The sequence below is a fragment of the Blastococcus sp. PRF04-17 genome (assembly GCF_023016265.1).
Lineage (GTDB): Bacteria > Actinomycetota > Actinomycetes > Mycobacteriales > Geodermatophilaceae > Blastococcus_B.
This window is the reverse complement of the sequence record NZ_CP095412.1, coordinates 3,581,906-3,604,752: the sequence shown is the minus strand read 5'-3', so window position 1 is coordinate 3,604,752 and position 22,847 is coordinate 3,581,906. Positions and strand designations below refer to the sequence as shown.

The window sequence follows — 22,847 nt, the reverse complement described above, 5'->3', positions numbered from 1 at the left end:
GTGGCCGACCGAGCCGAGCGCTTCGCGTCTTCGGTGCTGACAACCAACCATGGACGGGACAGGGATGCAAGGGGGTTGCATGCAATGTCCATTGCGTGTCGCAACCATTGCATGCAATGGCTGTTCAGTCGTGTAGCGTGCAACGAGAATCGCCGCCGCACTGAGGAGCAGGCATGGCCCCGGACCCGGCGGACGCACCAGCAGGTGACGCCGCCGAGCGCGCCCTCACCGATCTGGTGACGGAGCTCGACCGATGCCTCGACGAGCTCGCCTCCGCCCGGCAGCGGGCTGAGAAGCTGCTCACCGCACGGCGGGCCGGACATCCCTGGCTGGAGGTCGTCACCAGCGAGTCACGGCCGCTGATCGTCGAGCGCATCTCGACCGTGCTGGCGGGCCTGGCGTCCGCGGGCCACGCGTGGCGCCGCGAGCAGGCCGTCGCCCTCCAGGGCGAGCAGGTGAGCATCAACCGCATCGCTGCGCTCTTCGGTGTGACCCGCCAGCGGATCTCGGCCCTCCTCAAAGAACGGACCCCGTCCCACTCCCCCCTCGCACGCTCGGGCGAGCCTCCGGACGGGGCCTAGGAGCCTGCTGAAGAAGGGGGCTCGCCTGGCGCCGGAATCGGCGGGACGCTGAGGGTTATGCAGGGCACTTCCCCGGCCCAGCATGGGGTGATGGACGCCGAGTCGTCGCTTGATCGCCTGATGCCTGCGGGCAGCGTGTACGCGTTCCTGGCCGAACACCGTCGTGAGCTCTTTGCCGACGAGCTGTTCGCCGACCTCTTCCCGTCCCAGTTGGGCCGGCCCAGCGTGCCGGCCGACGTGGTGGCCGCGGTGCTGGTGCTGCAGGCCTTGGAGGGCCGCTCGGATCGGGAAGCGGCCGAGGCACTGACCTTCGATCTGCGGTGGAAGGCCGCCTGCGGCTGGCCGGTCGGGGCGCCGGGGTTCCATCCGACGGTGCTGACCTACTGGCGGCGCCGGCTGGCCCGCTCGGCCCAGCCGAACCGGATCTTTGATGCCGTCCGCGAGGTGGTGGCCGCCACCGGCGCGCTGACCGGGAAGACACGACGGGCGTTGGACTCCACGGTGCTCGACGATGCCGTGGCCACGCAGGACACCGTCACCCAGCTGATCGCGGCGATCCGGCGGGTCCGCCGCGAGGTGCCCGGCGCCGCCGACGTGGTCGCGGCGCACTGCGCCGGGCATGACTACGACGATCCCGGCAAGCCGTCGATCGCCTGGAACGACCCGCAGGCCCGCGCCCAGCTGGTGAATGCGCTGGTCGGCGACGCGCACCGGCTGCTGGGTCACCTGCCCGACCAACAGCTCGGCCCGCGAGAAGCGGAGGCGGTCGCGCTGCTGGCGCTGGTCGCCGGCCAGGACGTCGAACCCGCCGAAGACGGCGATGGCAGCGACGGCCGGTGGCAGATCGCCCGCCGGGTGGCCCATGAGCGGGTCATCTCCACCGTCGATCCCGATTCCCGGCACGCGCACAAGACCGTCTCCCGCCGGCAGGACGGGTTCACCGCGCACGTGGTCGTCGAACCCGACACCGGGCTGATCACCAACACCCGGCTCACCCGGGCCGCCGGCGCAGCCAACACCGACGCCGCCGTCGGAGTCGACCTGCTGGCCGCCGACGACACCATCGCCTGGCCGGTGCAGGTGCTCGGCGACTCCGCCTACGGCACTGGAGAAGCACTGGCCGCCCTCGCCGCCGCCGGTCACACGCCGGTGATCAAGCCATGGCCGCTGAAACCCGCGGTGCCCGGTGGGTTCACCGCTGATGACTTCACCATCGACGAGGTCGCCGGTACCGCGACCTGCCCGCACGGGGTCACCCGGCCGATCACCCGCACCCGACACGTGACCTTCGGCGCTGCTTGCCGCGGCTGCCCGCTACGGCAGCGCTGCACCACCGCCGCCGACGGGCGGACCCTGCGTCTCCATCCGCACGACGCGCTGCAGCGGGCCCATCGGGCCCGCGCCGCCGACCCGGACTTCCAGGCCGTCTACCGCCGGCACCGGCCGATGGTCGAACGCTCCCTGGCCTGGGTGACCCGCGGCCACCGCCGAGTTCCCTACCGAGGCGTGATCAAGAACGACGTCTGGCTGCACCTGCGAGTCGCCGCGATCAACCTCCGCCGCCTGCTCGCCCTCGGACTCACCGGCACCGACGGCCAGTGGGCACTGGCCTCTTGACCCCCACCACCGCAGGTCCCACGGAGAACACCGGGCAGGACGCCCCCTCTGTCACACCCACGAGTGCCGACCTCACTGCAGCGCCACTCCCGCCCGCCGTGACTCCTTATTCAGCAGGCTCCTAGGCGTTGAGCTGGTCGATCGCCTTGTAGACGCGCTGCTCGGAGATCGGCCGCGGCGTGCCGATGCCCTGGGCGAAGAGGCCCACGCGCAGTTCCTCGATCATCCAGCGGACGCGGACGACCGGGTCGTCGGGTGTCCCGGTCGCAGCGATCCGCGTGTGCAGCTGCTCGTACTCCTCGGTCACCGCGGCGACCTGCCGCATCCACAGCTCGTCGCGGACGGCGTTGGCCGGCAGCTTCTCCAGCCGGTACCGCATGGCCCTCAGGTAGCGCACGAGGTCGGGGAGACGGCGCCGCCCGGCCGCCGCGACGAACCCACGGTGCAGCAGCCCGCCCATCTGCCGCCGCAGGTCGGCGATCGCGGCGTCGGGCACCCGCCGCCCGGGCGCCGCCCCGATGGCGACGGCCACCTCCCGGGCCTCCGTGAGCACCGCCTCGACCTTGTGCACGGCGTCGACGGTCAGCCGGTGCAACTCGGGCCGCGCGGTCGCGACGAGGGTGGTGAAGGCGGCCTCGTCGCGGGGCGGCCCACCCGCGGTGGCGATCAGCTCGTCGGCCGCCGCGTCGGCGCAGTCGTCCACCAGCGCGGGTATCTCGCCGTCCGGGTTGAACTGCAGGGCCAGGCGGGTCCCCGGGGGGATGCCCTTGACCACCTGCTTCGTGGGTGAGCCGGCCACCAGCAGGAGCAGCCGGCGCGCACCGCGCCAGGTGAGGCGCTGCGCCTCGACCTCGGTCGGCACGACGCGGATGCCGACCGTCGTCCCCTCGTCCACCAGGGCCGGATGTGCCGGGACGACGTGCCCACCGCGCTGGACCTCCACCGTGCGCGGCAGGCTGCCGAACTCCCAGGAGGTCAGCCCGGCGCGCTCGATGTCGGACGCGGCGCGGGCGAGGCTCGCGCGGGCCGTGGGCGCGACCTGTGTCCTGAGGGCGGCGAGATCCTTGCCGGTGGCGAGCGGGCGCTGCTGGTCGTCGAGCACCCGGAACGTCGCCCGCAGGTGGTCGGGCACCTGGTCCGGCGCCCAGGCGTCGGGCGGGATCGTGATCGCCGTCGCCCGCCGGAGCTCGCGCTCCAGCGCCGGCAGCAGCGGCTCGCCGGGATCGATGTTCGGCAGCACCTCGCGCACCCGGTCGGGAATGGGCACCAGCCCCCGGCGCAGCTGCTTGGGCAGCGTCCGCAGCAGCGCCGTGACCAGTTCCTCGCGCAGCCCGGGCACGGTGAAGGCCAGCGACTCCCCCGAGGTCTGCTGCGCGACCCCGTCCAGCACGGCGAGGGGGACGTCGACCGTGACGCCGTCCTCGGGTGCACCGGGCGCGAAGGCGTACGAGAGCGGCAGGGTCAGCCCCTGCGTCAGGCGCACCTCGTCCGGGAAGTCCTCGGCGCGCACCTGACCGGCCGCCGCGGCGTTGGTCAGCAGCTCCGGCGTGAAGGTGAGCAGGTCGGGCCGGTCCCGCCGCGCCGTCTTCCACCACCTGTCGAAGTGCCGGGTGGAGACGACGTCGGCCGGGATGCGGGCGTCGTAGAGCTCGAAGAGCGTCTCGTCGTCGACGGAGATGTCGCGGCGGCGGGCGCGCTCCTCCAGGGCGGCGACCTGCTCGATCGCCCGCTGGTTGTCGGTCCAGAACCGGTGGTGCGTCGTCCACTCGCCCTGCACGAGGGCGTGCCGGATGAACAGCTCCCGGGAGACGACCGGGTCGATCGCCCCGTACTGGACCCGCCGGCCGACGACCAGCGGCAGCCCGTACAGGGTGACCCGCTCGGTGGCGACGACGGAGCCGCGCTTGGCGTCCCACCGCGGCTCGGAGTACTGCCGCTGCACCAGGTGGGCGGCGAGCCGCTCGACGACCTCGGGGTCGATGCGCGCGACGGTGCGGGCGAACAGCCGGCTGGTCTCGACCAGCTCGGCGGCCATCACCCAGCGGGGCGGCTTCTTCGCCAGGGGGTGCCCGGCGCGATGACGAACCGGGTGTTCCGGGTGCCCAGGTACTCGCGGCTGGGCCGCCACGGGGAGCCACTTCCGCGGTTCTGGCTCTTGTCGGGCTCCAGCTGCAGGCCGACGTGGGAGAGGAGGCCCGCCAGCAGCGCCGCATGGATGCCCTTCTCGTCGGGCTCCGCGGCCGGCTCGCCGAGGGTCATCCCGAGCCGGCGGGCGGTGCCGCGCAGCTGGCCGTGCAGGTCCTGCCACTCGCGGATGCGCAGGTAGTGCAGGAACTCGCGCTTCACCGTGCGGCGGAACTGGTTGCCGGAGAGGGTCTCCTGCTGCTCGGTGAGATGGCGCCAGAGGTTGAGCAGCGCGAGGAAGTCGGAGTTCTCGTCGCTGAACCGTGCGTGCAGCTGGTCGGCGGCCTGCTGGTGCTCGGTCGGGCGCTCGCGCGGGTCCTGGATGGTCAGCCCCGCGGCGATGACGAGCACCTCGTCGAGCACGCCGCGCCGGTCGGCCTCGACGACCATCCGCGCCATGCGCGGGTCGAGGGGCAGCGCGGCCAGTGCCCGGCCGGTCGGGGTCAGGGCGCCCCGCTGGTCGAGGGCGTCGAGCTCCTCGAGCAGGGCCAGCCCGTCGGCGACCGCCCGGCGGTCGGGCGGGTCGACGAACGGGAAGTCCGCGACGTCCCCGAGGTCGAGCGCCGCCATCTGCAGCAGCACCGACGCGAGGTTGGTCCGCAGGATCTCGGGATCGGTGAACTCCGGCCGGGCCTCGAAGTCCTCCTCGGTGTACAGCCGGATCGCGATGCCGGGCCCGAGGCGGCCGCACCGCCCGGACCGCTGGCGCGCCGAAGCCTGGCTGACCGGCTCGATCGGCAGGCGCTGCACCTTCGTGCGATGGCTGTACCGGGAGATGCGCGCCGTCCCCGGGTCGATCACGTAGCGGATGCCCGGGACGGTCAGCGACGTCTCGGCGACATTGGTGGCCAGCACGATCCTGCGGCCGCTGTGCGGGGCGAAGACCTTGTGCTGGTCGGCGGCCGACAGCCGCGAGTAGAGCGGCACGACCTCGGTGGCCGGCAGGGCCCGTTCCTCGAGCGCGTCCTGGGTGTCCCGGATCTCCCGCTCCCCCGCCAGGAACACGAGGACGTCGCCGGGCCCCTCCGCGACCAGCTCGTCGACGGCGTCCACGATCGCGGTGACCTGGTCCCGGTCCGGGTCGGCGTCCGGGTCGTCGGGGTCGACGACGGGCCGGTAGCGGACCTCGACCGGGTAGGTCCGGCCGCTGACCTCGACGACCGGTGCACCGCTGAAGTGGGCGGCCACCCGCTCCACGTCGATGGTCGCCGAGGTGATGACCAGCTTCAGGTCCGGGCGCCTCGGCAGGATCTGTGCCAGGTAGCCCAGGAGGAAGTCGATGTTGAGGCTCCGCTCGTGGGCCTCGTCGAGGATGATCGTGTCGTACTGGCGGAGCAGCCGGTCGCGCGCGATCTCGGCCAGCAGGACGCCGTCGGTCATGAGCTTGACCAGCGTGGAGTCCGACACCTGGTCGGCGAACCGCATCGTGAATCCGACGACCTCGCCCAGCGGGGTGTCCAGCTCCTCGGCGATCCGCTCGGCGACGCTGCGCGCCGCGATCCGCCGCGGCTGGGTGTGCCCGATCCGGCCGCGGACGCCGCGCCCGAGCTCGAGGGCGATCTTCGGCAGCTGGGTGGTCTTGCCCGAACCCGTCTCGCCCGCGACGACCACCACCTGGTTGTCCCGCAGCGCAGCGGCGATGTCGTCCCGGCGGGCGCTGACCGGGAGGTCGGCGGGATAGGCCACCACGGGGACGGCGGCCCGCCTGCGGGCGATGCGCTGCTCGGCGGCGGCGACGTCGGCGGCGATCCTCTCCCGCTGCCGGTGCCGGGCCTGCGGGTCCCGGGTCTTCCGGAGGCCGTCCAGGCGACGGCGCAGCCGGTGCTCGTCGGCGAGGGTGAGGTCGGCCAGGCGTGACCGGAGATCGTCGTGCGGCGCGCTCACGATCCCTCCCGGCGTCCCCTCCGTACCGAGCCCCCGACCCGGCCGGTCGGGGACGACCCGCCCAGGATCCCATCCGGCGACCCGTGTCCGGGGCCACAGCGAGAAGTGGATGCGTGCGTCCTGCAACAAGGTGTAGCCTGCACGTGTTTGCCGACGGACGCGAGGTACCCCATGCCGACTCCCTCCCCCGGGGCGCAGCGCGAGGCCGGGCTGCTGGCCCTCAGCGAGCAGATGCCCCGGTTCATGCGGCTCATCCACGGCCTCAAGGCGCAGCACACCGCCGAGGGCGGGCGGGACCGGGCCGCGCTGGTGCTGCTCTTCCCTCTGCAGCGGCTGGGCCCGTTGCGGCAGAACGCGCTGGCCGAGCTCGTGCACGCCGACCCCTCCACGGTCAGCCGGCACGTGACCCTGCTGGTCGAGCGGGGGCTGGTGGTGCGGTCGGCCGACGAGTCCGACGGACGGGCCAGCCGGCTGGTGCTCACCGACGCCGGTCGCACCGTGCTCGACGAGCTCCGCGCCGAGCGCGTGGCCTACCTGCGCACGGTGACCGCGGACTGGACCGACGACGAACTGTCCACCTTCACCTCGCTCTTCGACCGCCTCCTCGACGGCATCGCGACCTCGCTGCCGAACGACCAGGGTTTCTCCTCCCGGACGGTGTCCGCATGACCTCCAGCCACACCCGCGCGGCCGAGCGGCGGACCGCTCGCGCCGCCGCGGCCGCCCCGGACGCCAGTGGCGTCTTCACCCACCGGCAGATCCTCACGATCCTCTCCGGGCTGATGCTCGGCATGTTCCTGGCCGCGCTCGACCAGACGGTCGTGTCGACGGCCATCCGCACGATCGCCGACGACCTGCAGGGCTACGACCTGCAGGCGTGGGCGACGACGGCCTTCCTCATCACCTCGACGATCGCCACCCCGCTGTACGGCAAGCTCTCCGACACCTACGGCCGCCGGGGCTTCTACCTGTTCGCGATCGTGGTCTTCGTCGTCGGCTCGGCCCTCTGCGGCATCGCGAACTCGATGTACGAACTGGCCGCGTTCCGGGCGGTCCAGGGCATCGGCGCCGGCGGCCTCATGTCGCTGGCGCTGGCGATCATCGCCGACATCGTCCCGCCCCGGGAGCGTTCCAAGTACCAGGGCTACTTCATGGCGGTGTGGGGCACGTCCAGCGTGCTGGGCCCGGTCATCGGCGGGTTCCTCGCCGGCCAGGGCTCGATCCTCGGCCTCGACGGCTGGCGGTGGATCTTCTGGATCAACGTGCCGCTGGGCGTCGTCGCCATCACCGTCGTGATGCGCGTGCTGCACCTGCCGCACGAGCGCCGCGACCACCGCATCGACTGGCCGGGTGCACTGGCCCTGGTCGTCGCCCTGGTGCCGCTGCTGATCATCGCGGAGCAGGGCCGCGAGTGGGGCTGGAGCTCCGGGCGGGCGCTGTTCTGCTACGTCCTCGGAGCGGCCGGCCTGATCTCCTTCGTGCTGGCCGAGCGCGCGTACAAGGACGACGCGATCCTGCCGCTGCGCATGTTCGCCAACCGGACCTTCTCGGTCAGCGCCGTCTCCAGCATCGTGCTCGGCGCGGGCATGTTCGGTGGGATCCTGCTGCTCCCCCAGTACCTGCAGGTGGTGCACGGTTCCAGTCCGACGGTCGCCGGCCTGCAGATGCTGCCCCTGGTGCTCGGCATCATGACCGGAGCGATGTCCTCCGGGCTGACCATCGCCCGGACGGGCAGGTACAAGGTCTTCCCGCTGGTCGGCGTGGTCTTCATGGTGATCGCCCTGGCCGCGCTGTCCTTCGTGGTGGAGGCCGACACGTCGGTGTGGACCCTCGTGCCCTTCATGGTCCTGCTCGGCCTCGGCCTGGGCTTCAACATGCAGCCGGTGATCCTGGCGGTGCAGAACGCGGTGTCGCCGCGGGAGATCGGCGTCGCGACCTCGTCGGTCACCTTCTTCCGCCAGATGGGCGGCACGATCGGCACGGCGGCCTTCCTGTCGATCATGTTCACCCGGCTCGGCACCGAGATCCCGGAGCAGGTCGGCCGGGCGGGGAGCGCCGGCCAGGACGCCGCCCAGCAGGCGGCCGCGCTCCAGCAGGCCGGGGTCGGCAGCGTCCTGTCGGACACCAGCGCGATCGACGCCTACCCCGCGCTGGTCACGCCGTTCCGGGTCGGCTTCTCGAACACCCTCGACCTCGTGTTCCTGGTCGCCGCAGCGGTCGTCGCCGTGGGCTTCTTCGTCCTGTGGTTCCTGCCGCAGCTCGAGCTGCGCAACCAGTCGGGCATCCAGGCCCAGCAGGCGGCCGCCCAGCAGCCGGACGCCGTCCCGCCCGTGGTGGAGCGGACCCCGGAGGAGGAGGCGGCGCATGCCGCCGGCGCCGCGGCACCCACGTCGACGGCACCGCCCGCCGGCAAGCCCAGGAGCTAGGCGCGGCAGCCGAGAGCACGGGCCGTGGTCGCGGTGTCGTCCGGAGGACGACAATGACCTCGTGCCCTCGCCGTCGCTGATCCTGTCCCGCCGTGACCTCGACTTCCTGCTGCACGAGTGGCTGGACGTGGAGTCGCTGACCAAGCGGCCGCGGTTCGCCGAGCACTCGCGGGAGACCTTCGACGCGGTGCTGGAGCTCGCCGAGCAGATCGCGACCGATCACTTCGCCCCGCACAACCGGACGGCGGACCTCAACGAGCCCCGGATGGTCGACGGCAAGGTCGAGATGATCCCCGAGGTCGCCAAGGCGCTGAAGGTCTTCACCGAGGCCGGGCTGATGGCGGCTCCTTCGACGAGGAGTACGGCGGCATGCAGTTGCCGCACACCGTCGGCCAGGCGGTGTTCGCGTGGTTCAAGGCGGCCAACGTCGGCACCTCGGCGTATCCGTTCCTGACCATGGGCAACGCACGCCTGCTGCTCGCCCACGGCAGCCGCGAGCAGATCGACACCTACGTCCGGCCCGAGCTCGAGGGGCGGTGGTTCGGCACGATGGCGCTGTCCGAGCCGCAGGCCGGTTCGTCGCTGGCCGACATCACCACGAAGGCCGAGCCGCAGGACGACGGCACCTACCGGCTCACCGGCAACAAGATGTGGATCTCCGGTGGCGACCACGAGCTGACCGAGAACATCGTCCACCTGGTGCTGGCCAAGATCCCCGGCGGACCTCCCGGCGTGAAGGGGATCTCGCTGTTCGTCGTCCCCAAGTTCCTGGTGAACGCCGACGGCTCGCTCGGCGAGCGCAACGACGTCGTCCTGGCCGGTCTCAACCACAAGATGGGCTACCGGGGGACGACGAACACGCTGCTGAACTTCGGTGAGGGCGTGCACCGCCCCGGCGGTCGGGCGGGCGCCGTCGGCTACCTGGTCGGCGAGCAGCACCGCGGCCTCACCTACATGTTCCATATGATGAACGAGGCGCGGATCGGCGTCGGCATGGGCGCGACGGTCCTCGGCTACACCGGCTACCTGCACGCGCTGGAGTACGCGCGCACCCGCACGCAGGGCCGGCCGCCGACGTCCAAGGGGAGGGTGGGTGAGGAGTTGCCGCCGCCGGTGCCGATCGTCGAGCACGCGGACGTGCGGCGGATGCTCCTGGCGGCCAAGTCCTACGCCGAGGGCGGCATGGCGCTGGGCCTGTACTGCGCCCGGCTGGTCGACGAGGAGCAGACCGCCGAGACGGCGGAGGAGCGCGAGCGCGCCCACCTGCTGCTCGACGTCCTCACCCCGGTCGCGAAGGCCTGGCCCTCGCAGTGGGGGCCGGTCGCCGACGACCTCGCGATCCAGGTGCACGGCGGCTACGGATACACCCGCGACTACCCGGTCGAGCAGTTCTACCGGGACAACCGGCTCAACCCGATCCACGAGGGCACCCAGGGCATCCAGGCCCTCGACCTGCTCGGCCGCAAGGTGGTCATGCAGGGCGGAGCCGGTCTCGCCCTGCTCGGCGAGACGATCACCGCGACCACCGGCCGGGCCGCGGGCACCGAGTGGGCGGCTTCGCCGCCGACCTGGACGCGGCGGTGGCGCGACTCGGCGCGGTGACCGCGACCCTGTGGGGCGCGGGCGACCCGGCGGTGACGCTGGCGAACGCGCACGTCTACCTGGAGGCCGCCGGTCACCTCGTGGTGGCGTGGCTGTGGCTCGAGCAGGCCCTGGCCTGCGAGGGCTCGACGAGCGACTTCCACGAGGGCAAGCGCGCGGCGGCGCGCTACTTCTGGCGTTGGGAGCTGCCCCGCACCGGTGCCCAGTTCGACCTGCTCGAGTCCCTCGACCGGACGGTGCTGGACACCCCGGGGCACGTGCTCTGAGCCGACAGCCCTGGAACGACCGAGCCCCGCTCGCTCCGTGCGGAGCGGCGGGGCTTCGGTGGTCCTGCGGTGGTCCTGCGGTGGTACGGCGGTCGTCAGGCGGTGGCGGCGCCGACCGGCTCGGCCGCGGTGGACCGGTGGCCGGTGGTCGTCTCGGCCCGCTCGCGCTCGTAGCGCGCGGTGGACGAGGTGCCCATCGCGATGACCAGGGCCGTCAGGAAGAGGAACCCCAGCAGGGTCACGGCCATCATCATCTGTTCGTCATTCCCCCAGTGCGGTCGGGTGCCTCCGCCGGGTCAGGGGCGGGACACGTCGTTCGGGGAGCTGTGTCCCCCGGTGAGTGAGGTTCCAATCGTCTTTTCGTGCACTTCCCCTGACCGTGTGTGAGCGGTTTCACGTCCACCGGCCGTCGCCTGGTCGTTTCGCCGGCCCGCGAGACCGACCTCACAGGCCGCCGCCCCGACCCGCCGTGTTCTGATCGGATCGTGGCCGCCGCTCCTGCTCCGACGGCCGGCCCCGCCGTCCGGCCCGGGTCACTGATGCTCACCCTCGCGTTCGGGGTGACGACCCTGTCGCTCCTGCAGAGCCTCGTCGTCCCCGTGCTCGGCGCCATCGAGCAGCAGCTCGGCGTCTCCGCCGGTGCCGCCGGCTGGGTGCTCACCGCCAACCTGCTGGCCGCCGCCGTGCTGACGCCCGTCCTGGGCCGGCTCGGCGACCTGCGCGGTGAGCGCCCGGTCATCCTCGGCATCCTGGTCGCGGTCTCTCTCGGCACGCTGCTCGCGATCGTCACGACGTCGCTGCCGCTGCTGCTGCTCGGCCGGATCCTGCAGGGCGCGTCGTACGGCCTGTTCCCCCTGTCGATCAGCGTCCTGCGCCGGGAGCTGCCTCAGAGAAGGCTCAGCGTGGCCATGGCGGTGGTGAGCAGCACGCTGGCCGTGGGCGGCGTGGTCGGTCTCGTGGCGACGGGGCTGCTCGTCGGCGACGGCGGCGACTACCGGCGTGCCTTCTGGGTCGGCCTGGGCGTCGCGCTGGTCTCGCTCGCGATGGCCGTCCGGGTGCTGCCGCGCCGTCCGTCGTCGGTCGGCGGCCGGGTCGACTGGTGGGGCGCGATCGTGCTCGGGGCCGGACTGGTGCTGGTCCTCCTCCCCGTCTCCCAGGGCAACCTGTGGGGGTGGGCATCCCCGGGCGTGCTGGGTTGCCTCGCCGGCGCGCTGCTGGTGCTCGGCGGTTGGGTCGTCCTCCAACGACGGACGGCGGAACCGCTGGTGCGGCCCGCGATGCTGGCCGACCGGCGCACGCTCGTGCCCAACATCGCCGGGCTGATGACGGGGATCGCCCTCTTCGCCTCCTTCCTGGCCATCCTGCAGTTCGTGCAGACGCCGCCGGAGCGCACCGGCTACGGCTTCGGCGCGTCGGTGCTCGAGGCGTCGGTGGTCTACCTGCTGCCCGGCGGCGTGGCCGGGATCGCCGTCGCGCCGCTCGCCGGGCGGGTGGTCACCCGGGTGGGCGCCCTGCCCACCCTGCTCGCCGGCGCCGGGTCCGGGGTCGCGGGCTTCCTGCTGCTGGCACTCCACCGGAGCGAGCCGTGGGCGGTCGTCCTCGCCGGGCTGCTCACCCAGCTCGCGGTGACCGTCGCCTACGCCGCCCTGCCGGCCCTCGTCGTCCGCGCGGTGCAGGAGGACGAGACGGGGGTCGCCAACGCGGTGAACTCGATCGCCCGCTCGGTCGGCCAGGCACTGGGCAGCACGCTCGCGGTGATGCTGATCGCGGCCAGCGTCGACCCGGCCACCGGCTTCCCCCGCGACGTCGCCTACACCGAGGTGGCACTGGTCGGAGCGATCGCGTCCGCCGCCGTCGTGCTGGTGGCCGCCCTCGGACTGGCCGCCGAACGCCGGTCCGGCGACCGGCGCCGCCCCGACCGGCTGGCCGCCGTCGAGGAGGCGACCGCGCGGGTCGGGGAGTGGTCGCCGGTGTCCGGCCTTCGCTGAACCGTTACCGGCGCGTCCGGCATGGAACGGGTTCGTCCGGGGCACCCCAGGTCCGACTTCCCGACCGCAGGACCGGAGGACCCACGCATGGCACGAGCCACCGGCTCGCACAGCCGCACCAAGGACACGCAGTTGCGCGGCAACCGCGCCGCTGATCCCGCGCCCGAGACCGACGAGATCAGCGGCACCCGTGCCGACTACGCGCCGACCGGGGCCGACCCCACGCCGACGACGGGCGGCACGATCAAGCGCACGGCCAAGGAGTTCAGCGAGGACAACCTCACCGACTGGGCCGCCGCGCTCACGTACTACGGCGTCCTGGCCCTGTTCCCCGCGCTCGTGGCCCTGCTGTCCATCGTGGGGCTGCTGACCAACCCCCGGGAGCTCACCGAGGCGCTGACCGCCGTCGTCCCCAGGGACGCCGCCGACACCCTCAACCCGGTGATCGAGCAGATCGCCGGGAACACCGGCACCGCGAGCTTCGGCCTGGTCATCGGTATCGCCGCCGCCGTGTGGTCGGCCTCCGGGTACGTCGGGGCGTTCACCCGCGCCGCCAACGTCGTCTACGAGACGCCGGAAGGTCGCAAGGTCTGGAAGCTCAAGCCCCTGCAGCTGCTGGTGACGCTCATCGGCATTCTCTTCGCCGCGGTCATCGTCGCGATGCTGGTGCTCAGCGGGCCGGTCGTGGACGCCATCGGCTCCGCCATCGGCATCGGCGAGACCGGGCAGACCATCTGGAACATCGTCAAGTGGCCGGTCGTGCTGGTCGTGCTCGCCCTGATGATCGCTGTCCTCTACTACTCGACGCCGAACGTCAAGCTGCGTGGCTTCAAGTGGGTCAGCCCGGGCGCCGGCGTGGCGATCCTGGTCGCGATCGTCGCCTCGGCCGCCTTCGCCTTCTACGTGGGGAACTTCGGCAACTACAACGCCACGTACGGGGCCCTGGCCGGGGTCGTGATCTTCCTGATCTGGTTCTGGCTGATCAACATCGCGCTGCTCTTCGGCATCGAACTGGACGCCGAGCTCGAGCGGACCCGGGAACTCAAGGAGGGCGTCCCGCGGGCGGAGAAGGAGATCCAGCTCGACGCCCGGGAGGACCCGAAGCCCAAGCAGACCACCTGAGCGGTCCCGTCCGACAGCGCGCCCCCGGTCCGGTGGACCGGGGGCGCGCTTCGTCGTATCCCTCCGCCACGATGGCGCGGTGCCGGCCGAGTTCACACGTACCGACGACCTCCGGGGCGCCAGCTTCCGCGATGCCGAGCTGACCGGGGCGACGTTCCGCGACTGCCTGTTGACGGGAGTCCGGATCATCGGGTGCGAGATCTCCGGCGTCCGCGCCTCCGGGTACGCCAGCGAGGTCACCGCGCTGTTCGTCGAGGACGTCGACGTCAGCGGGTTCGTCACCGGCGAGCTGGACCGCCGGTATCCCGAACGGGTGCTGGTGCGCGAGGCTCGTACCGCCGCCGAGCTGCGGGCGGCGTGGGACACCCTCGAGCGGCTGTGGTCGGAGACTGTCGCGCGGGCCGAGCGGCTCCCCGAGCCCATGCGCTTCGAGCGGGTGGACGACGAGTGGTCGTTCGTCGAGACGCTCCGCCACCTGGTCTTCGCCACCGATGTCTGGCTGGGCCGGATGGTGCTCGGCGAGGCGATGCCCTACCACCGGATCGGCCTGCCGCCGACCGGCACCCCGGCCGACGTCGCCGCAGGGATCGGCGTCGACGTCACCGCCCGGCCGTCGTACACCGAGGTGCTCGGCGTGCATGCCGACCGGCAGGCCCGGGTGCGGCAGGTGCTGGCCGGCCTGGGCGACGCGGAGCTCCCGGAGATGCGGACAGCCGAGCCGGCGCCGCCGTGGGGCGAGGAGACCCGCTCGGTCCGTAACTGCCTGGGCGTGCTGTTGGACGAAGTAGTCGAGCACCGCCGGTTCGCCGTCCGCGACCTGGCGGTGCTCGAGGCCCGGTGAGGGCTCAGCCCTGCTTCGGCGTCCCGAGCGTCGAGACCGCCTCGCGCAGGCGGTCCACCATCCGGTCCACCGGACGCGGCTCCTCACCGGGGCGCAGCGGGCCCGAGGGCAGCAGCACCCAGAGCAGCAGGTAGACCAGGAGGCCGGAGCCTCCGGCGAGGGTCAGGCAGACGAAGCCCACGCGCCAGAGCACGGCATCGATGCCGGTGTGCTCGGCCAGGCCGCCGGAGACGCCGCCGAGCATGCGGTCGGTGCCGCTGCGCCGCAGGGACGGGCGACCGGAGGGGGCGTTTGGGCGGTCGACTGGTCGACGGGAGGGGGAGGGAACGGTGCGGATGTCATGTGCACGAGCCTGCCGAGCAGCGGCGCCCGGAACCATCGGGGAACACCCCGAACTATCCCTGGTTCGGCGGTCAGGGGTCAGCGGCTGGTGGGTGGCCGGTCGCCGGCCCGCGAGGCGGGCACCCGCTCGACGAGACCGGCGAGGCCGGCCAGCGCCCTGCTGACCGCCCGCCCGGCCGGCACCAGCTGCCCAGGAGCCCGGCGGACACCGGCGTCGACGAGGTCACGGGTCCGGTCGAGGAGGGTCAGCGGCAGCCCGGAGAGCGCGTTACCCGGAGGACGGCGGGACACCGTGGGGTGCGGCCGGGTCGGCGAGAGCCGGCGCACGACCGCCCAGCGCCATCCCAGCCGACGCAGCTCCTCGGTGGTGACCGCCTCCTGGAGCCGAGGGAAGAGGACGTCCTCCTCGTCGCGGACGTCCTCCCGGAGCACCTCGACCAGCCGCTCGAGCCGCGCGGCGCGCTCCGGGTGGTCGAGGCCGTCCCGCTCCAGCGCGCTGACCAGCTCGTTGACCTCCTGATGCTCCTTCTCGACCTGCAGCGTGAGTTGCTCGCCGTCGGGCAGCACCCGGCGCAGGACCGGCCAGAGAACCGTCTCCTCAGCGAAGGCATGGCTGAAGACCAGCCGGTCGATCCGGTTCAGCACGTCCTCCTGCGCCGTCCCGGTGGTGGCCTGCAGTTCCCCCAGCAGCCGGTCCAGTTCGATGTGGTCGGCGCGCTGGCGGGCCAGCACGCTGGCGCGTCCGCCCAGCTCGTCGACGGTCTGGTGGGCGATGGATCGGGGCACGGCGCAACCTCCGGACGGGGGACGAGACCTCTCTCCTGCCCGTCGCGCCGCCGGTCCATACGTGCGGTTGCGTTCCGGGACCCCCGGGGTAGGTGGCGGTTCCCGCTGCAGAGAGGCAGGTCCATGAACGCCGACCCCAAGGCCGTCACCTCGGACTTCTACGACCTCGAGGCGCTCCTCGACGAGGAGGACCGGGCGCTGCTGCACCGGGTGCGGGAGTTCATGGACACCGAGGTCCAGCCGATCATCAACGAGTACTGGACGCGGGCGGAGACACCGCGCCACCTCATCCCCGGCATCGCCGAGCTCGGCATCGCCGGCACGCCCTACTCGGGCTACGGCTGCCCCGGGAAGTCGACGCTGCTGGACGGGATGATCTCGATGGAGCTGTCCCGGGGCGACCCGTCGATCGCCACCTTCATGGGCGTGCACGGCGGCCTGGCCATGGGCAGCGTGTACCTCTGCGGGTCCGAGGAGCAGAAGGAGCGCTGGCTGCCCGCCATGGCGCGCATGGAGCTCATCGGCGCGTTCGGGCTGACCGAGCCCGACTCCGGCTCCGACGTCGCCCGCGGCCTGCGCACGAAGGCCCGGCGGGAGGGCGACACCTGGGTGCTCGACGGCCAGAAGAAGTGGATCGGCAACGCCAGCTTCGCCGACCTGGTGATCATCTGGGCCCAGGACGAGGAGACCGAGCGGGTGCTGGGCTTCGTGGTCGAGCAAGGCACCGAGGGGTTCTCCACCGTCGACCTCGAGGACAAGATCGCCCTGCGCGCCGTCCAGAACGCCCTGATCACGCTGGAGGACGTCCGCATCCCCGAGGAGAACCGCCTCCAGGAGGCCCACAGCTTCAAGGACACCGCCAAGGTGCTGAAGATGACGCGCGCCGGCGTCGCCTGGTCGGCGGTGGGCTGCTCCCGCGGCGCCTACGAGCACGCCCTGCGCTACGCCAACGAGCGCACCCAGTTCGGCCGCCCGATCGCGCAGTTCCAGCTCGTCCAGGACCTGCTCGTGCGGATGCTCGGCAACATCACCGCGTCGGCGGCCCTCTGCGCGCGGCTCTCCCAGCTCCAGGACGCCGGGCGGATGAGCGACGAGCAGGCGTCGCTGGCCAAGGCGTTCAGCACCGTCCGCATGCGGGAGACCGTCGGCTGGGCCCGTGAGCTCATGGGTGGCAACGGCATCCTGCTCGAGCACAACGTGGGCCGGTACGTCGCCGACGCCGAGGCGATCTACTCCTACGAGGGCACCCGCGAGGTGAACACGCTGATCGTGGGCCGGGCCATCACCGGCCGGGGCGCGATCGTGTGATCACCCGTCCCACCAGGACGCGGCGGCCTCCTGGGCGGTGAGGCCGTCGAGCTCGACCCGGCGGTTGAGCTGCACGAGGTCGTTGGTGGTCAGCCGCTCGCTCACCTCGTCCAGCGCCGTCCGGAGCCGCTCGCCCCAGCGGTCGATCGCATCGGCGCGCACCAGCGGGACGACGTGCTCGGGCGGTTGCAGCCCCCGGTCGTCTATCAGCAGCTGGATGGGCGCCACCGCCAGCCGGGCGTCGGTGGTCTCCAGCAGGCCGACGTCGATGTCGCCGGCGACGAGCGCCTCGACCGTGGCGGCCCGGGACGGCATCGCCCGCACCTCGCCGAAGTGCAGGCCGTAGACCTCCTCCAGCCCCCGCAGGCAGAACGGCCGGTCGGGGCACTCCGGGGGCCCGCCGAAGGTCAGCTCGGGCGCGAGCTCGACCAGGTCGGAGAGGCGGGCGACCCCCGCCCGGCGGCGAACGCGGTGGTCACTGCGAATCCGTTCTGGTCCTGCGCCCGACCCGCCTCGAGGACGAGCACCCCCCGGCCGCCGAGCACCCGGCTCAGCACGGCGCGCATCGCCACCGGCTCGCGGGTCAGGCTCGGAGCGGAGGGGCGCGCGAACGCCAGCGCCGTCCCCAGGTAGTCGATGACGACGTCCACGACCCCCTGCTGGAGCGCCGGGGCCACCACCTCGCGCGGGCCGACGCCGTGCGTCACCGACACGGGCAGGCCGGCACGACGCGCCGCCTCCGCATACACCTCGGTGAGGATCTGGTTCTCCGGGAAGTCGTAGGAGGCGAACCGGATCGTGTCGGGCGGCTCCGTCGGCTCCGGCGCCGTGGTGCAGCCGGCGAGAAGCAGCAGCACGAGGGCACAGAGGACCCCGGCGGGTCGAGGTCGCACGACCCCTCCTCCCCGGGCCGGAGGCTCAGCGGGGGTCACGCTAGCGCCGGGCAGAGGAGAAAGGGGATGGTCTCGATCCCGTTCTCGGTGGAGCATGCGGCACCATGGCCACGCTGCCGCAGGCACCGCCCGGGACGGGCGCAGCCGTGCCGGTCCCGCGGCCCGCCCCACCGGCGATCCAGCGGGTCCGCAGACGCCGCCGGCCCTCAGGGGAGCCACCACCCCTGCCACGGAACCTCAACGCGTCGGGCAAGTTCTGGCTGGTGCTCAGCGCGGTGGTGCTGCTCGCCTGCCTCGCGGTCGTCGTCACCGGCACGGTGGGCACCTTCGACCTCCTCGACACCCGGGTCCTCCAGGCGTTCAGCGAGATCCGCTCACCCGCGCTCACCCGGGTGGCCGAGGTCGCCGGCGTCCTGGCCACGGCGAAGGCGATCCACGTCATCTGGATCACCAACCTCGCCCTGCTGGTCGTCCTCCGCCGCTGGCGCCACCTGTTCGTGTGGCTGGGCGTGGGGCTGCTCGTGGTCAACCTCGGCGGCACGCTGGCCAGCACGCTGCAGCGGCCGCGCCCCTACGAGGTCGAGGTCATCGGCCACTGGTCCGGGTTCTCGATGCCGTCGCTGCCCATGACCGTGCTGGCGACCTTCCTGGTGAGCACGCTGTACGCCCTGGTGCCGGCGGGCCGGTGGCGGACCACCGGCAAGTGGGTCGTCGCGGGATTGCTCGTCGTCACCGCGCTCTCCCGGCTGTACCTGGCCCAGGACCACCCGACCGGCATCCTCGCCGGGATCGTCCTCGGGGTGGCCGCGCCGCTGGCCGCGTTCCGGCTGCTCACCCCGAACTCCGTCTACCCCGTCCGGTACAGCCGCGCCCGGCCGGCGCACCTCGACGTGTCCGGCGAGCGCGGCGAGGCGATCATCCGGGCGCTCCAGGACCAGCTGGGCATGCTGGCCGTCGACGTCACGCCGTTCGGCCTGGCCGGCTCCGGGGGCTCGACGCCCCTCAAGATCACCGTCAAGGCGGACCCGTCCGACCCCGAGAGCCGCAGCTGCGTGTTCGCGAAGCTGTACGCCGCCACGCACCTCCGGTCCGACCGCTTCTACAAGCTCGGGCGCGCGCTGCTGTACGGGCGCCTCGAGGACGAGAAGCCGTTCCACAGCGTCCGGCGCCTCGTGCAGTACGAGGACTACATCCTGCGGCTGTTCTCCGACGCCGGACTGCCGGTGCCGCACCCGCTCGGGATCGTGGAGATCACACCCGAGCGCGAGTACCTGCTGGTCACCGAGTTCATCGACGGCGCGCAGGAGGCCGGCGAGGCGGAGATCGACGACGCGATCATCGACCAGGGCCTGGCCGTCGTGCGCCGGATGTGGGAGATCGGCATGGCCCACCGCGACATCAAGCCGGCCAACCTGCTGGTCCGCGACGGCACCCTGTTCGTGATCGACTCCGCCTTCGCGGAGGTGCGGCCCAGCCCGTGGCGCCAGGCCGTGGACCTGGCCAACATGATGCTGGTCCTCGGCCTGCGCACCGACGCCGAGCGGGTGTACCGCCGGGCACGGCGGCAGTTCTCCGAGGAGGAGATCGCCGAGGCGTTCGCCGCGACCCGCGGTCTCACCATGCCCTCCCAGCTGCGGCGGATGCTCCGCCAGCAGGGGCGCGACCTGCACGGCGACTTCCTCCGCCTGCTGCCCTACCGGCTGCCCCCGGTCCGCATCCAGCGGCTGACCTGGCGGCGGGCCGGCCTGACCGTCGCCACCCTCGGCGGTGCGCTGGTCGCCGCGCTGGTGCTGGTCAACGTCCTCAGGTCGCCGCTGTGACCGGCCGCGTCCGCCGGTGGGCGGCCCTGACCGGTTCGGCGCTGACCACCCTGCTGCTCACCGGCTGCATCCAGGTGGTGTCGTTGCACAGCGACCTGGTCGCCTGCGAGCAAGGGGACGACGCCGAGCCCTCCAACGGTGTGATCCTCATGGCGCAATCGGTGCCGACGGCGTCCTTCGTGCCGTGCCTGGAAGCCATGCCGGTCGGCTGGCGGTTCTCCGACATGGAGGCGCGCAACGACTCGGCTGCGTTCTGGCTGGACGCCGACCGGTACGGCACGCACGCCATCGAGGTGCGGTTGACCGAGTCCTGCGACACCACCGGGGCCACCGAGATCCCCAGCGACCGGCAGGACATGCAGCGCCTCGAACTGGTCACGCAGGTGAGCCCGCAGTACGTCGGCCAGCGGTTCTACCTGTTCGAGGGCGGGTGCATGAGCGTGCTGTTCCGGTTGTCCGGCCGGGAGCGGTCGGAGGCCCTGGCGCTGGCGACGCAGGCCATCGGTGCCGTGCCGCGCGCGAACCTGCAGGACCTGGTCCGGGAGGAGAGCGGCGGCCGGCTCGAGCTCGACCCCGCCGCGGAGGGCGGGCGATGACCGCCGTCGACACCCGCCCGACGACCGCCGCGAGCGCCCGCAGGCCGCTCTGGCGCCGGCTGCTCGGGCCGCTGCTGTCGCTGGCGCTGGTGGTCGCCGTCTTCGTCTGGTTCCTGCCGCAGTTCACCAGCGTGTCGGCGGTGTGGGAGTCCGTACGCGGGATGTCGTGGGTCGAGGTGGCGGTCCTGGTCGTCGCCGCGATCTGGAACCTGGCGACCTACCAGTTCGTCATGGTCGCCACCACGCCCGGCATGACGCTGGGGCAGGCGACGGTGTCGACCCAGACGACGACGGCCGTCTCCAACACGGTGGTGGGTGGGGCCGCCATCGCGCTCGGCCTGACCTATGCCCTGAACAGCTCGTGGGGGTTCTCCCGGTCGCGGACGTCCGTGGCGCTGCTGATCTCCGGCCTCTGGAACAACTTCGCCAAGCTGGGCCTGCCCGTGGTCGCCCTCGTCCTGCTGGCCTTCTCCTCGCCGCCCACCACGGGCCGGCTGCTCGCTGGGCTCGCGGGAGTGGCCGGTCTCGTCTGCAGCGTCGTCCTCCTCGGCCTGCTGCTCCGCAGCCAGCAGACGGCCGCCCGCATCGGCCGCGGTGCCGGCCGGGTCGCCTCGGCGATCCGGCGGCTGTTCCGGCGTGGACCGGTGACCGGCTGGGACAAGGCGACCACGAAGTTCCGCGAGCGGACCGTGCTGCTCCTCCGGGCGAGGTGGCACTGGATCACTCTGACGACGGTGGTCAGCCACCTGTCGTTGTTCCTGGTGCTGCTGCTGGCCCTCCGGTTCGTGGGCGTGGGCGCGGACCAGGTGTCGATCCCCGAGGCGCTCGCCGTCTTCGCCTTCGCGCGACTGCTGACGGCGATCCCGTTCACGCCGGGCGGGCTCGGGGTGATCGAGCTCGCGCTCATCACGGGCCTGGCCGCTGCCGGTGGCCAGCGGGCGCTGGTCGCCGCCGCGGTGCTGGTGTTCCGGGCGCTGACCTACGTCCTGCCCATCCCGATCGGGCTGGGCACCTACGTCTTCTGGCAGCGCAACCGGTCGTGGCGCCGGGAGCCGAACTCCGCACCCCGCACCGAGCTGGTGCCGGAGTCGGTGTGACGGCGGTGGCGCACGGTCGCGACCCCGGGCGGCCGGTCTGATGCTGGTCGACTCCCGCCGCGGCCTCGTCGTCAGCGGATCACTGCTGCTGGGCGGGCTGGCGCTGACGCTCGTGGTGTTCCACCCGGCCACCGGACCCACCGTGCAGGCGGTGGACGACGCGGTGTGGGAGGCCGCCGGGTCCGCGCGCAACGCGCCGGCCACCGCCGTGTCCGAGGCGTTGTCCGTGCTCGGCAGCGCGGCGGTCAACTGGCCACTGCGGATCGCCGCCCTGCTGCTGCTCGCCTGGCGCCGGCACTGGCTGCGGGCGGCCGCCTTCAGCCTCGCCGTGGTCTCGAGCGAGCTGTTCATCGGCCCGCTCAAGGCGGCCACCGACCGCATGCGCCCGCCGGGGGCGCTGATCGAGACCTCGGCAGCGTCCTTCCCGTCGGGTCATGCGATCGCCACGGCCGTCACCGCCGTCGGGCTGGTCCTCGTGCTGGCCGCACCGGGCCCCAGCCGGTGGCGCTGGGAGGTCAACGCCGTCGTCCTCACCTCGGTGATGGCGCTCTCGCGGGTCTACCTGCGCGCCCACTGGCTGTCGGACACGGTGGCCGGCGCGCTCATCGGGGCCGGGCTGGCGCTGGGCTGGCCTGCGCTGCTGATGGCCATCCGGCACCGGCGCGACCCGGCGGCGTCGACGTCCTGACCCCCACCCGGACGGGTGAGGTGCCCCCTCCCCGAGCTGGAGCAGGCGGTCGCCCTGCCGATGGCACCCATAGCCGGCCGCCCGGGCCGGCATCGGACGGAGCGCAGCACTGATGACCACGAAGACGTCGAACCGCCGCACGGCCTTCGCGGCCCTCGTGCGCTCGAAGGGCTTCGAACGCCTGCTCATCGCGACCGCGGTCCTGGCCGTGCTGGTCGCCTTCGGTGCCTGGTTCGCGATGGCACGCCCGGTTCCCGCCGGTGCCGCCTCCTCCCCGTCCGCCACCGGGTCCGGTGCCGCCACCGCCGAGCAGCCCGCCGACGCGAGCCCGACGCCGACGCCGTCCCCCACGGCCGAGGCCCCCGCCCCCGAGGAGCCGGCCGAGGCGCCTTCCCCCGCCCCGGCCCCCGCCCCGGCCCCCGCCCCGGCTCCGGCGCAGGCACCCCAGGCCTTCCTGGACCAGGTCAGCGACTCCGGTCTCGCCCCGCCGGTCGACGACGCGCAGAAGCTGGCCATGGCCCGCAACGTGTGCGAGGAGATGGGCCACGGCGCGACCCGCGACGACATGGTCCGCGCGCTGACCTTCGCCGGCGCCACCGACCAGGAGGCCGCGAACTTCGTGCAGCTGGCCGTGACGAACATCTGCCCGGAGCACGCGCGCTGATCCCCCGCCCGGCTCCGCCGGCGGCCTGACCGCCGCCCTGCCGGGCCCCCGGGCTGTGGTTGAGTGGTCCAGGCCACACAGCGCCCGGGGGAACGGCGCACCATCGCTTCCTCCGCGGCCGCGCCACGCAGCGCGTCCTGAG

21 protein-coding genes and 1 pseudogene are annotated in these 22,847 nt (G+C 72.9%); 16 read left to right on the top strand and 6 right to left on the bottom strand.

The window, feature by feature from the left end:
* The first annotated feature begins 173 nt into the window (after positions 1-173).
* On the top strand, positions 174-581 hold the full coding sequence (locus tag MVA48_RS18190; RefSeq protein WP_246982266.1) for a hypothetical protein: 408 nt from the start codon (positions 174-176) through the stop codon (positions 579-581).
* A gap of 57 nt (positions 582-638) precedes the next feature.
* The gene (locus MVA48_RS18185; RefSeq protein WP_246982264.1) at positions 639-2,198 is read left to right on the top strand and encodes an IS1182 family transposase; all 1,560 of its coding nucleotides are present in this window, start codon (positions 639-641) and stop codon (positions 2,196-2,198) included.
* A 121-nt stretch (positions 2,199-2,319) separates the two neighbouring features.
* On the opposite strand, the gene MVA48_RS18180 is transcribed toward MVA48_RS18185, so the two are convergent.
* The gene (locus MVA48_RS18180) at positions 2,320-4,233 is read right to left on the bottom strand and encodes a DUF3418 domain-containing protein (protein ID WP_371821157.1); all 1,914 of its coding nucleotides are present in this window, start codon (positions 4,231-4,233) and stop codon (positions 2,320-2,322) included.
* Positions 4,233-6,266 carry an ATP-dependent RNA helicase HrpA gene (hrpA, locus tag MVA48_RS18175; protein ID WP_246982262.1) on the bottom strand — a complete coding sequence of 678 codons (2,034 nt, stop codon included), beginning with the start codon at positions 6,264-6,266 and terminating at the stop codon, positions 4,233-4,235. The genes MVA48_RS18180 and hrpA overlap by 1 nt, the downstream gene beginning before the upstream one ends.
* A 171-nt stretch (positions 6,267-6,437) precedes the next feature.
* Between hrpA and MVA48_RS18170 the strand changes: the two genes are divergently transcribed.
* The 5 genes from MVA48_RS18170 (at position 6,438) to MVA48_RS18150 (ending at position 10,560) form a co-directional block, all read left to right on the top strand.
* On the top strand, positions 6,438-6,935 hold the full coding sequence (locus MVA48_RS18170; protein WP_246982261.1) for a MarR family winged helix-turn-helix transcriptional regulator: 498 nt from the start codon (positions 6,438-6,440) through the stop codon (positions 6,933-6,935).
* Positions 6,932-8,692 (top strand): MDR family MFS transporter, encoded by a 1,761-nt coding sequence (locus tag MVA48_RS18165; protein WP_246982260.1) that lies wholly within the window; start codon positions 6,932-6,934, stop codon positions 8,690-8,692. Before MVA48_RS18170 ends, MVA48_RS18165 begins: the two co-directional genes overlap by 4 nt.
* Before the next feature lie 61 nt (positions 8,693-8,753).
* Positions 8,754-9,146 carry an acyl-CoA dehydrogenase N-terminal domain-containing protein gene (locus MVA48_RS18160; protein ID WP_246982259.1) on the top strand — a complete coding sequence of 131 codons (393 nt, stop codon included), beginning with the start codon at positions 8,754-8,756 and terminating at the stop codon, positions 9,144-9,146.
* Positions 9,062-10,294, top strand: coding sequence for an acyl-CoA dehydrogenase family protein (locus MVA48_RS18155; protein WP_246982258.1), 1,233 nt, complete (start codon positions 9,062-9,064; stop codon positions 10,292-10,294). Before MVA48_RS18160 ends, MVA48_RS18155 begins: the two co-directional genes overlap by 85 nt.
* On the top strand, positions 10,291-10,560 hold the full coding sequence (locus MVA48_RS18150; protein ID WP_246982256.1) for an acyl-CoA dehydrogenase C-terminal domain-containing protein: 270 nt from the start codon (positions 10,291-10,293) through the stop codon (positions 10,558-10,560). Before MVA48_RS18155 ends, MVA48_RS18150 begins: the two co-directional genes overlap by 4 nt.
* Before the next feature lie 95 nt (positions 10,561-10,655).
* On the opposite strand, the gene MVA48_RS18145 is transcribed toward MVA48_RS18150, so the two are convergent.
* Positions 10,656-10,802, bottom strand: coding sequence for a hypothetical protein (locus MVA48_RS18145; RefSeq protein WP_246989378.1), 147 nt, complete (start codon positions 10,800-10,802; stop codon positions 10,656-10,658).
* A 243-nt stretch (positions 10,803-11,045) separates the two neighbouring features.
* Between MVA48_RS18145 and MVA48_RS18140 the strand changes: the two genes are divergently transcribed.
* The 3 genes from MVA48_RS18140 (at position 11,046) to MVA48_RS18130 (ending at position 14,511) form a co-directional block, all read left to right on the top strand.
* Positions 11,046-12,548: an MFS transporter gene (locus tag MVA48_RS18140; protein ID WP_246982254.1), complete on the top strand. Its 1,503-nt coding sequence runs from the start codon at positions 11,046-11,048 to the stop codon at positions 12,546-12,548.
* 87 nt (positions 12,549-12,635) lie between these two features.
* Complete coding sequence (locus MVA48_RS18135) at positions 12,636-13,670, top strand: YihY/virulence factor BrkB family protein (protein WP_246982252.1); 1,035 nt, start codon at positions 12,636-12,638, stop codon at positions 13,668-13,670.
* 79 nt (positions 13,671-13,749) lie between these two features.
* A complete protein-coding gene (locus MVA48_RS18130) occupies positions 13,750-14,511 on the top strand; it encodes a DinB family protein (protein ID WP_246982250.1) in 762 nt (253 codons plus the stop codon).
* A 4-nt stretch (positions 14,512-14,515) separates the two neighbouring features.
* Here the strand turns inward: MVA48_RS18130 and MVA48_RS18125 are convergent, their stop codons facing one another.
* Complete coding sequence (locus MVA48_RS18125) at positions 14,516-14,755, bottom strand: PspC domain-containing protein (RefSeq protein WP_246982248.1); 240 nt, start codon at positions 14,753-14,755, stop codon at positions 14,516-14,518.
* 176 nt (positions 14,756-14,931) lie between these two features.
* Complete coding sequence (locus tag MVA48_RS18120; protein WP_246982246.1) at positions 14,932-15,639, bottom strand: hemerythrin domain-containing protein; 708 nt, start codon at positions 15,637-15,639, stop codon at positions 14,932-14,934.
* Between the two features lie 123 nt (positions 15,640-15,762).
* On the opposite strand from MVA48_RS18120, the gene MVA48_RS18115 reads away from it, so the two are divergent.
* Positions 15,763-16,947: an acyl-CoA dehydrogenase family protein gene (locus tag MVA48_RS18115; RefSeq protein WP_246982244.1), complete on the top strand. Its 1,185-nt coding sequence runs from the start codon at positions 15,763-15,765 to the stop codon at positions 16,945-16,947.
* Here the strand turns inward: MVA48_RS18115 and MVA48_RS18110 are convergent.
* Positions 16,948-17,936 (bottom strand): annotated as a pseudogene (locus tag MVA48_RS18110) (ABC transporter substrate-binding protein). It lies immediately after the preceding gene.
* Positions 17,937-17,944: 8 nt separating this feature from the next.
* Here MVA48_RS18110 and MVA48_RS18105 point away from each other — a divergent pair.
* The 5 genes from MVA48_RS18105 (at position 17,945) to MVA48_RS18085 (ending at position 22,705) form a co-directional block, all read left to right on the top strand.
* Entirely contained in the window at positions 17,945-19,660 is a 1,716-nt protein-coding gene (locus tag MVA48_RS18105; protein WP_246982241.1) for a phosphatase PAP2 family protein, read from the top strand.
* Positions 19,657-20,256: a hypothetical protein gene (locus tag MVA48_RS18100; protein WP_246982239.1), complete on the top strand. Its 600-nt coding sequence runs from the start codon at positions 19,657-19,659 to the stop codon at positions 20,254-20,256. The genes MVA48_RS18105 and MVA48_RS18100 overlap by 4 nt, the downstream gene beginning before the upstream one ends.
* Entirely contained in the window at positions 20,253-21,353 is a 1,101-nt protein-coding gene (locus tag MVA48_RS18095; RefSeq protein WP_246982237.1) for a lysylphosphatidylglycerol synthase transmembrane domain-containing protein, read from the top strand. The genes MVA48_RS18100 and MVA48_RS18095 overlap by 4 nt, the downstream gene beginning before the upstream one ends.
* Positions 21,354-21,393: 40 nt before the next feature.
* Positions 21,394-22,041 carry a phosphatase PAP2 family protein gene (locus tag MVA48_RS18090; protein ID WP_246982234.1) on the top strand — a complete coding sequence of 216 codons (648 nt, stop codon included), beginning with the start codon at positions 21,394-21,396 and terminating at the stop codon, positions 22,039-22,041.
* Between the two features lie 112 nt (positions 22,042-22,153).
* A complete protein-coding gene (locus tag MVA48_RS18085; protein WP_246982232.1) occupies positions 22,154-22,705 on the top strand; it encodes a DUF732 domain-containing protein in 552 nt (183 codons plus the stop codon).
* Positions 22,706-22,847: the final 142 nt, after the last annotated feature.

Excerpts from the sequence above, each read along its gene's own strand:
- MVA48_RS18165 (WP_246982260.1), top strand. The coding sequence starts at position 6,932 with ATGACCTCCAGCCACACCCGCGCGGCCGAGCGGCGGACCGCTCGCGCC.
- MVA48_RS18155 (WP_246982258.1), top strand. The coding sequence starts at position 9,062 with ATGCAGTTGCCGCACACCGTCGGCCAGGCGGTGTTCGCGTGGTTCAAG.
- MVA48_RS18095 (WP_246982237.1), top strand. The coding sequence starts at position 20,253 with ATGACCGCCGTCGACACCCGCCCGACGACCGCCGCGAGCGCCCGCAGG.
- MVA48_RS18085 (WP_246982232.1), top strand. The coding sequence starts at position 22,154 with ATGACCACGAAGACGTCGAACCGCCGCACGGCCTTCGCGGCCCTCGTG.
- MVA48_RS18090 (WP_246982234.1), top strand. The coding sequence starts at position 21,394 with ATGCTGGTCGACTCCCGCCGCGGCCTCGTCGTCAGCGGATCACTGCTG.
- MVA48_RS18185 (WP_246982264.1), top strand. The coding sequence starts at position 639 with ATGCAGGGCACTTCCCCGGCCCAGCATGGGGTGATGGACGCCGAGTCG.
- MVA48_RS18190 (WP_246982266.1), top strand. The coding sequence starts at position 174 with ATGGCCCCGGACCCGGCGGACGCACCAGCAGGTGACGCCGCCGAGCGC.
- MVA48_RS18105 (WP_246982241.1), top strand. The coding sequence starts at position 17,945 with ATGGCCACGCTGCCGCAGGCACCGCCCGGGACGGGCGCAGCCGTGCCG.
- MVA48_RS18125 (WP_246982248.1), bottom strand. The coding sequence starts at position 14,755 with ATGCTCGGCGGCGTCTCCGGCGGCCTGGCCGAGCACACCGGCATCGAT.
- MVA48_RS18180 (WP_371821157.1), bottom strand. The coding sequence starts at position 4,233 with ATGGCCGCCGAGCTGGTCGAGACCAGCCGGCTGTTCGCCCGCACCGTC.
- MVA48_RS18115 (WP_246982244.1), top strand. The coding sequence starts at position 15,763 with ATGAACGCCGACCCCAAGGCCGTCACCTCGGACTTCTACGACCTCGAG.
- MVA48_RS18170 (WP_246982261.1), top strand. The coding sequence starts at position 6,438 with ATGCCGACTCCCTCCCCCGGGGCGCAGCGCGAGGCCGGGCTGCTGGCC.
- MVA48_RS18135 (WP_246982252.1), top strand. The coding sequence starts at position 12,636 with ATGGCACGAGCCACCGGCTCGCACAGCCGCACCAAGGACACGCAGTTG.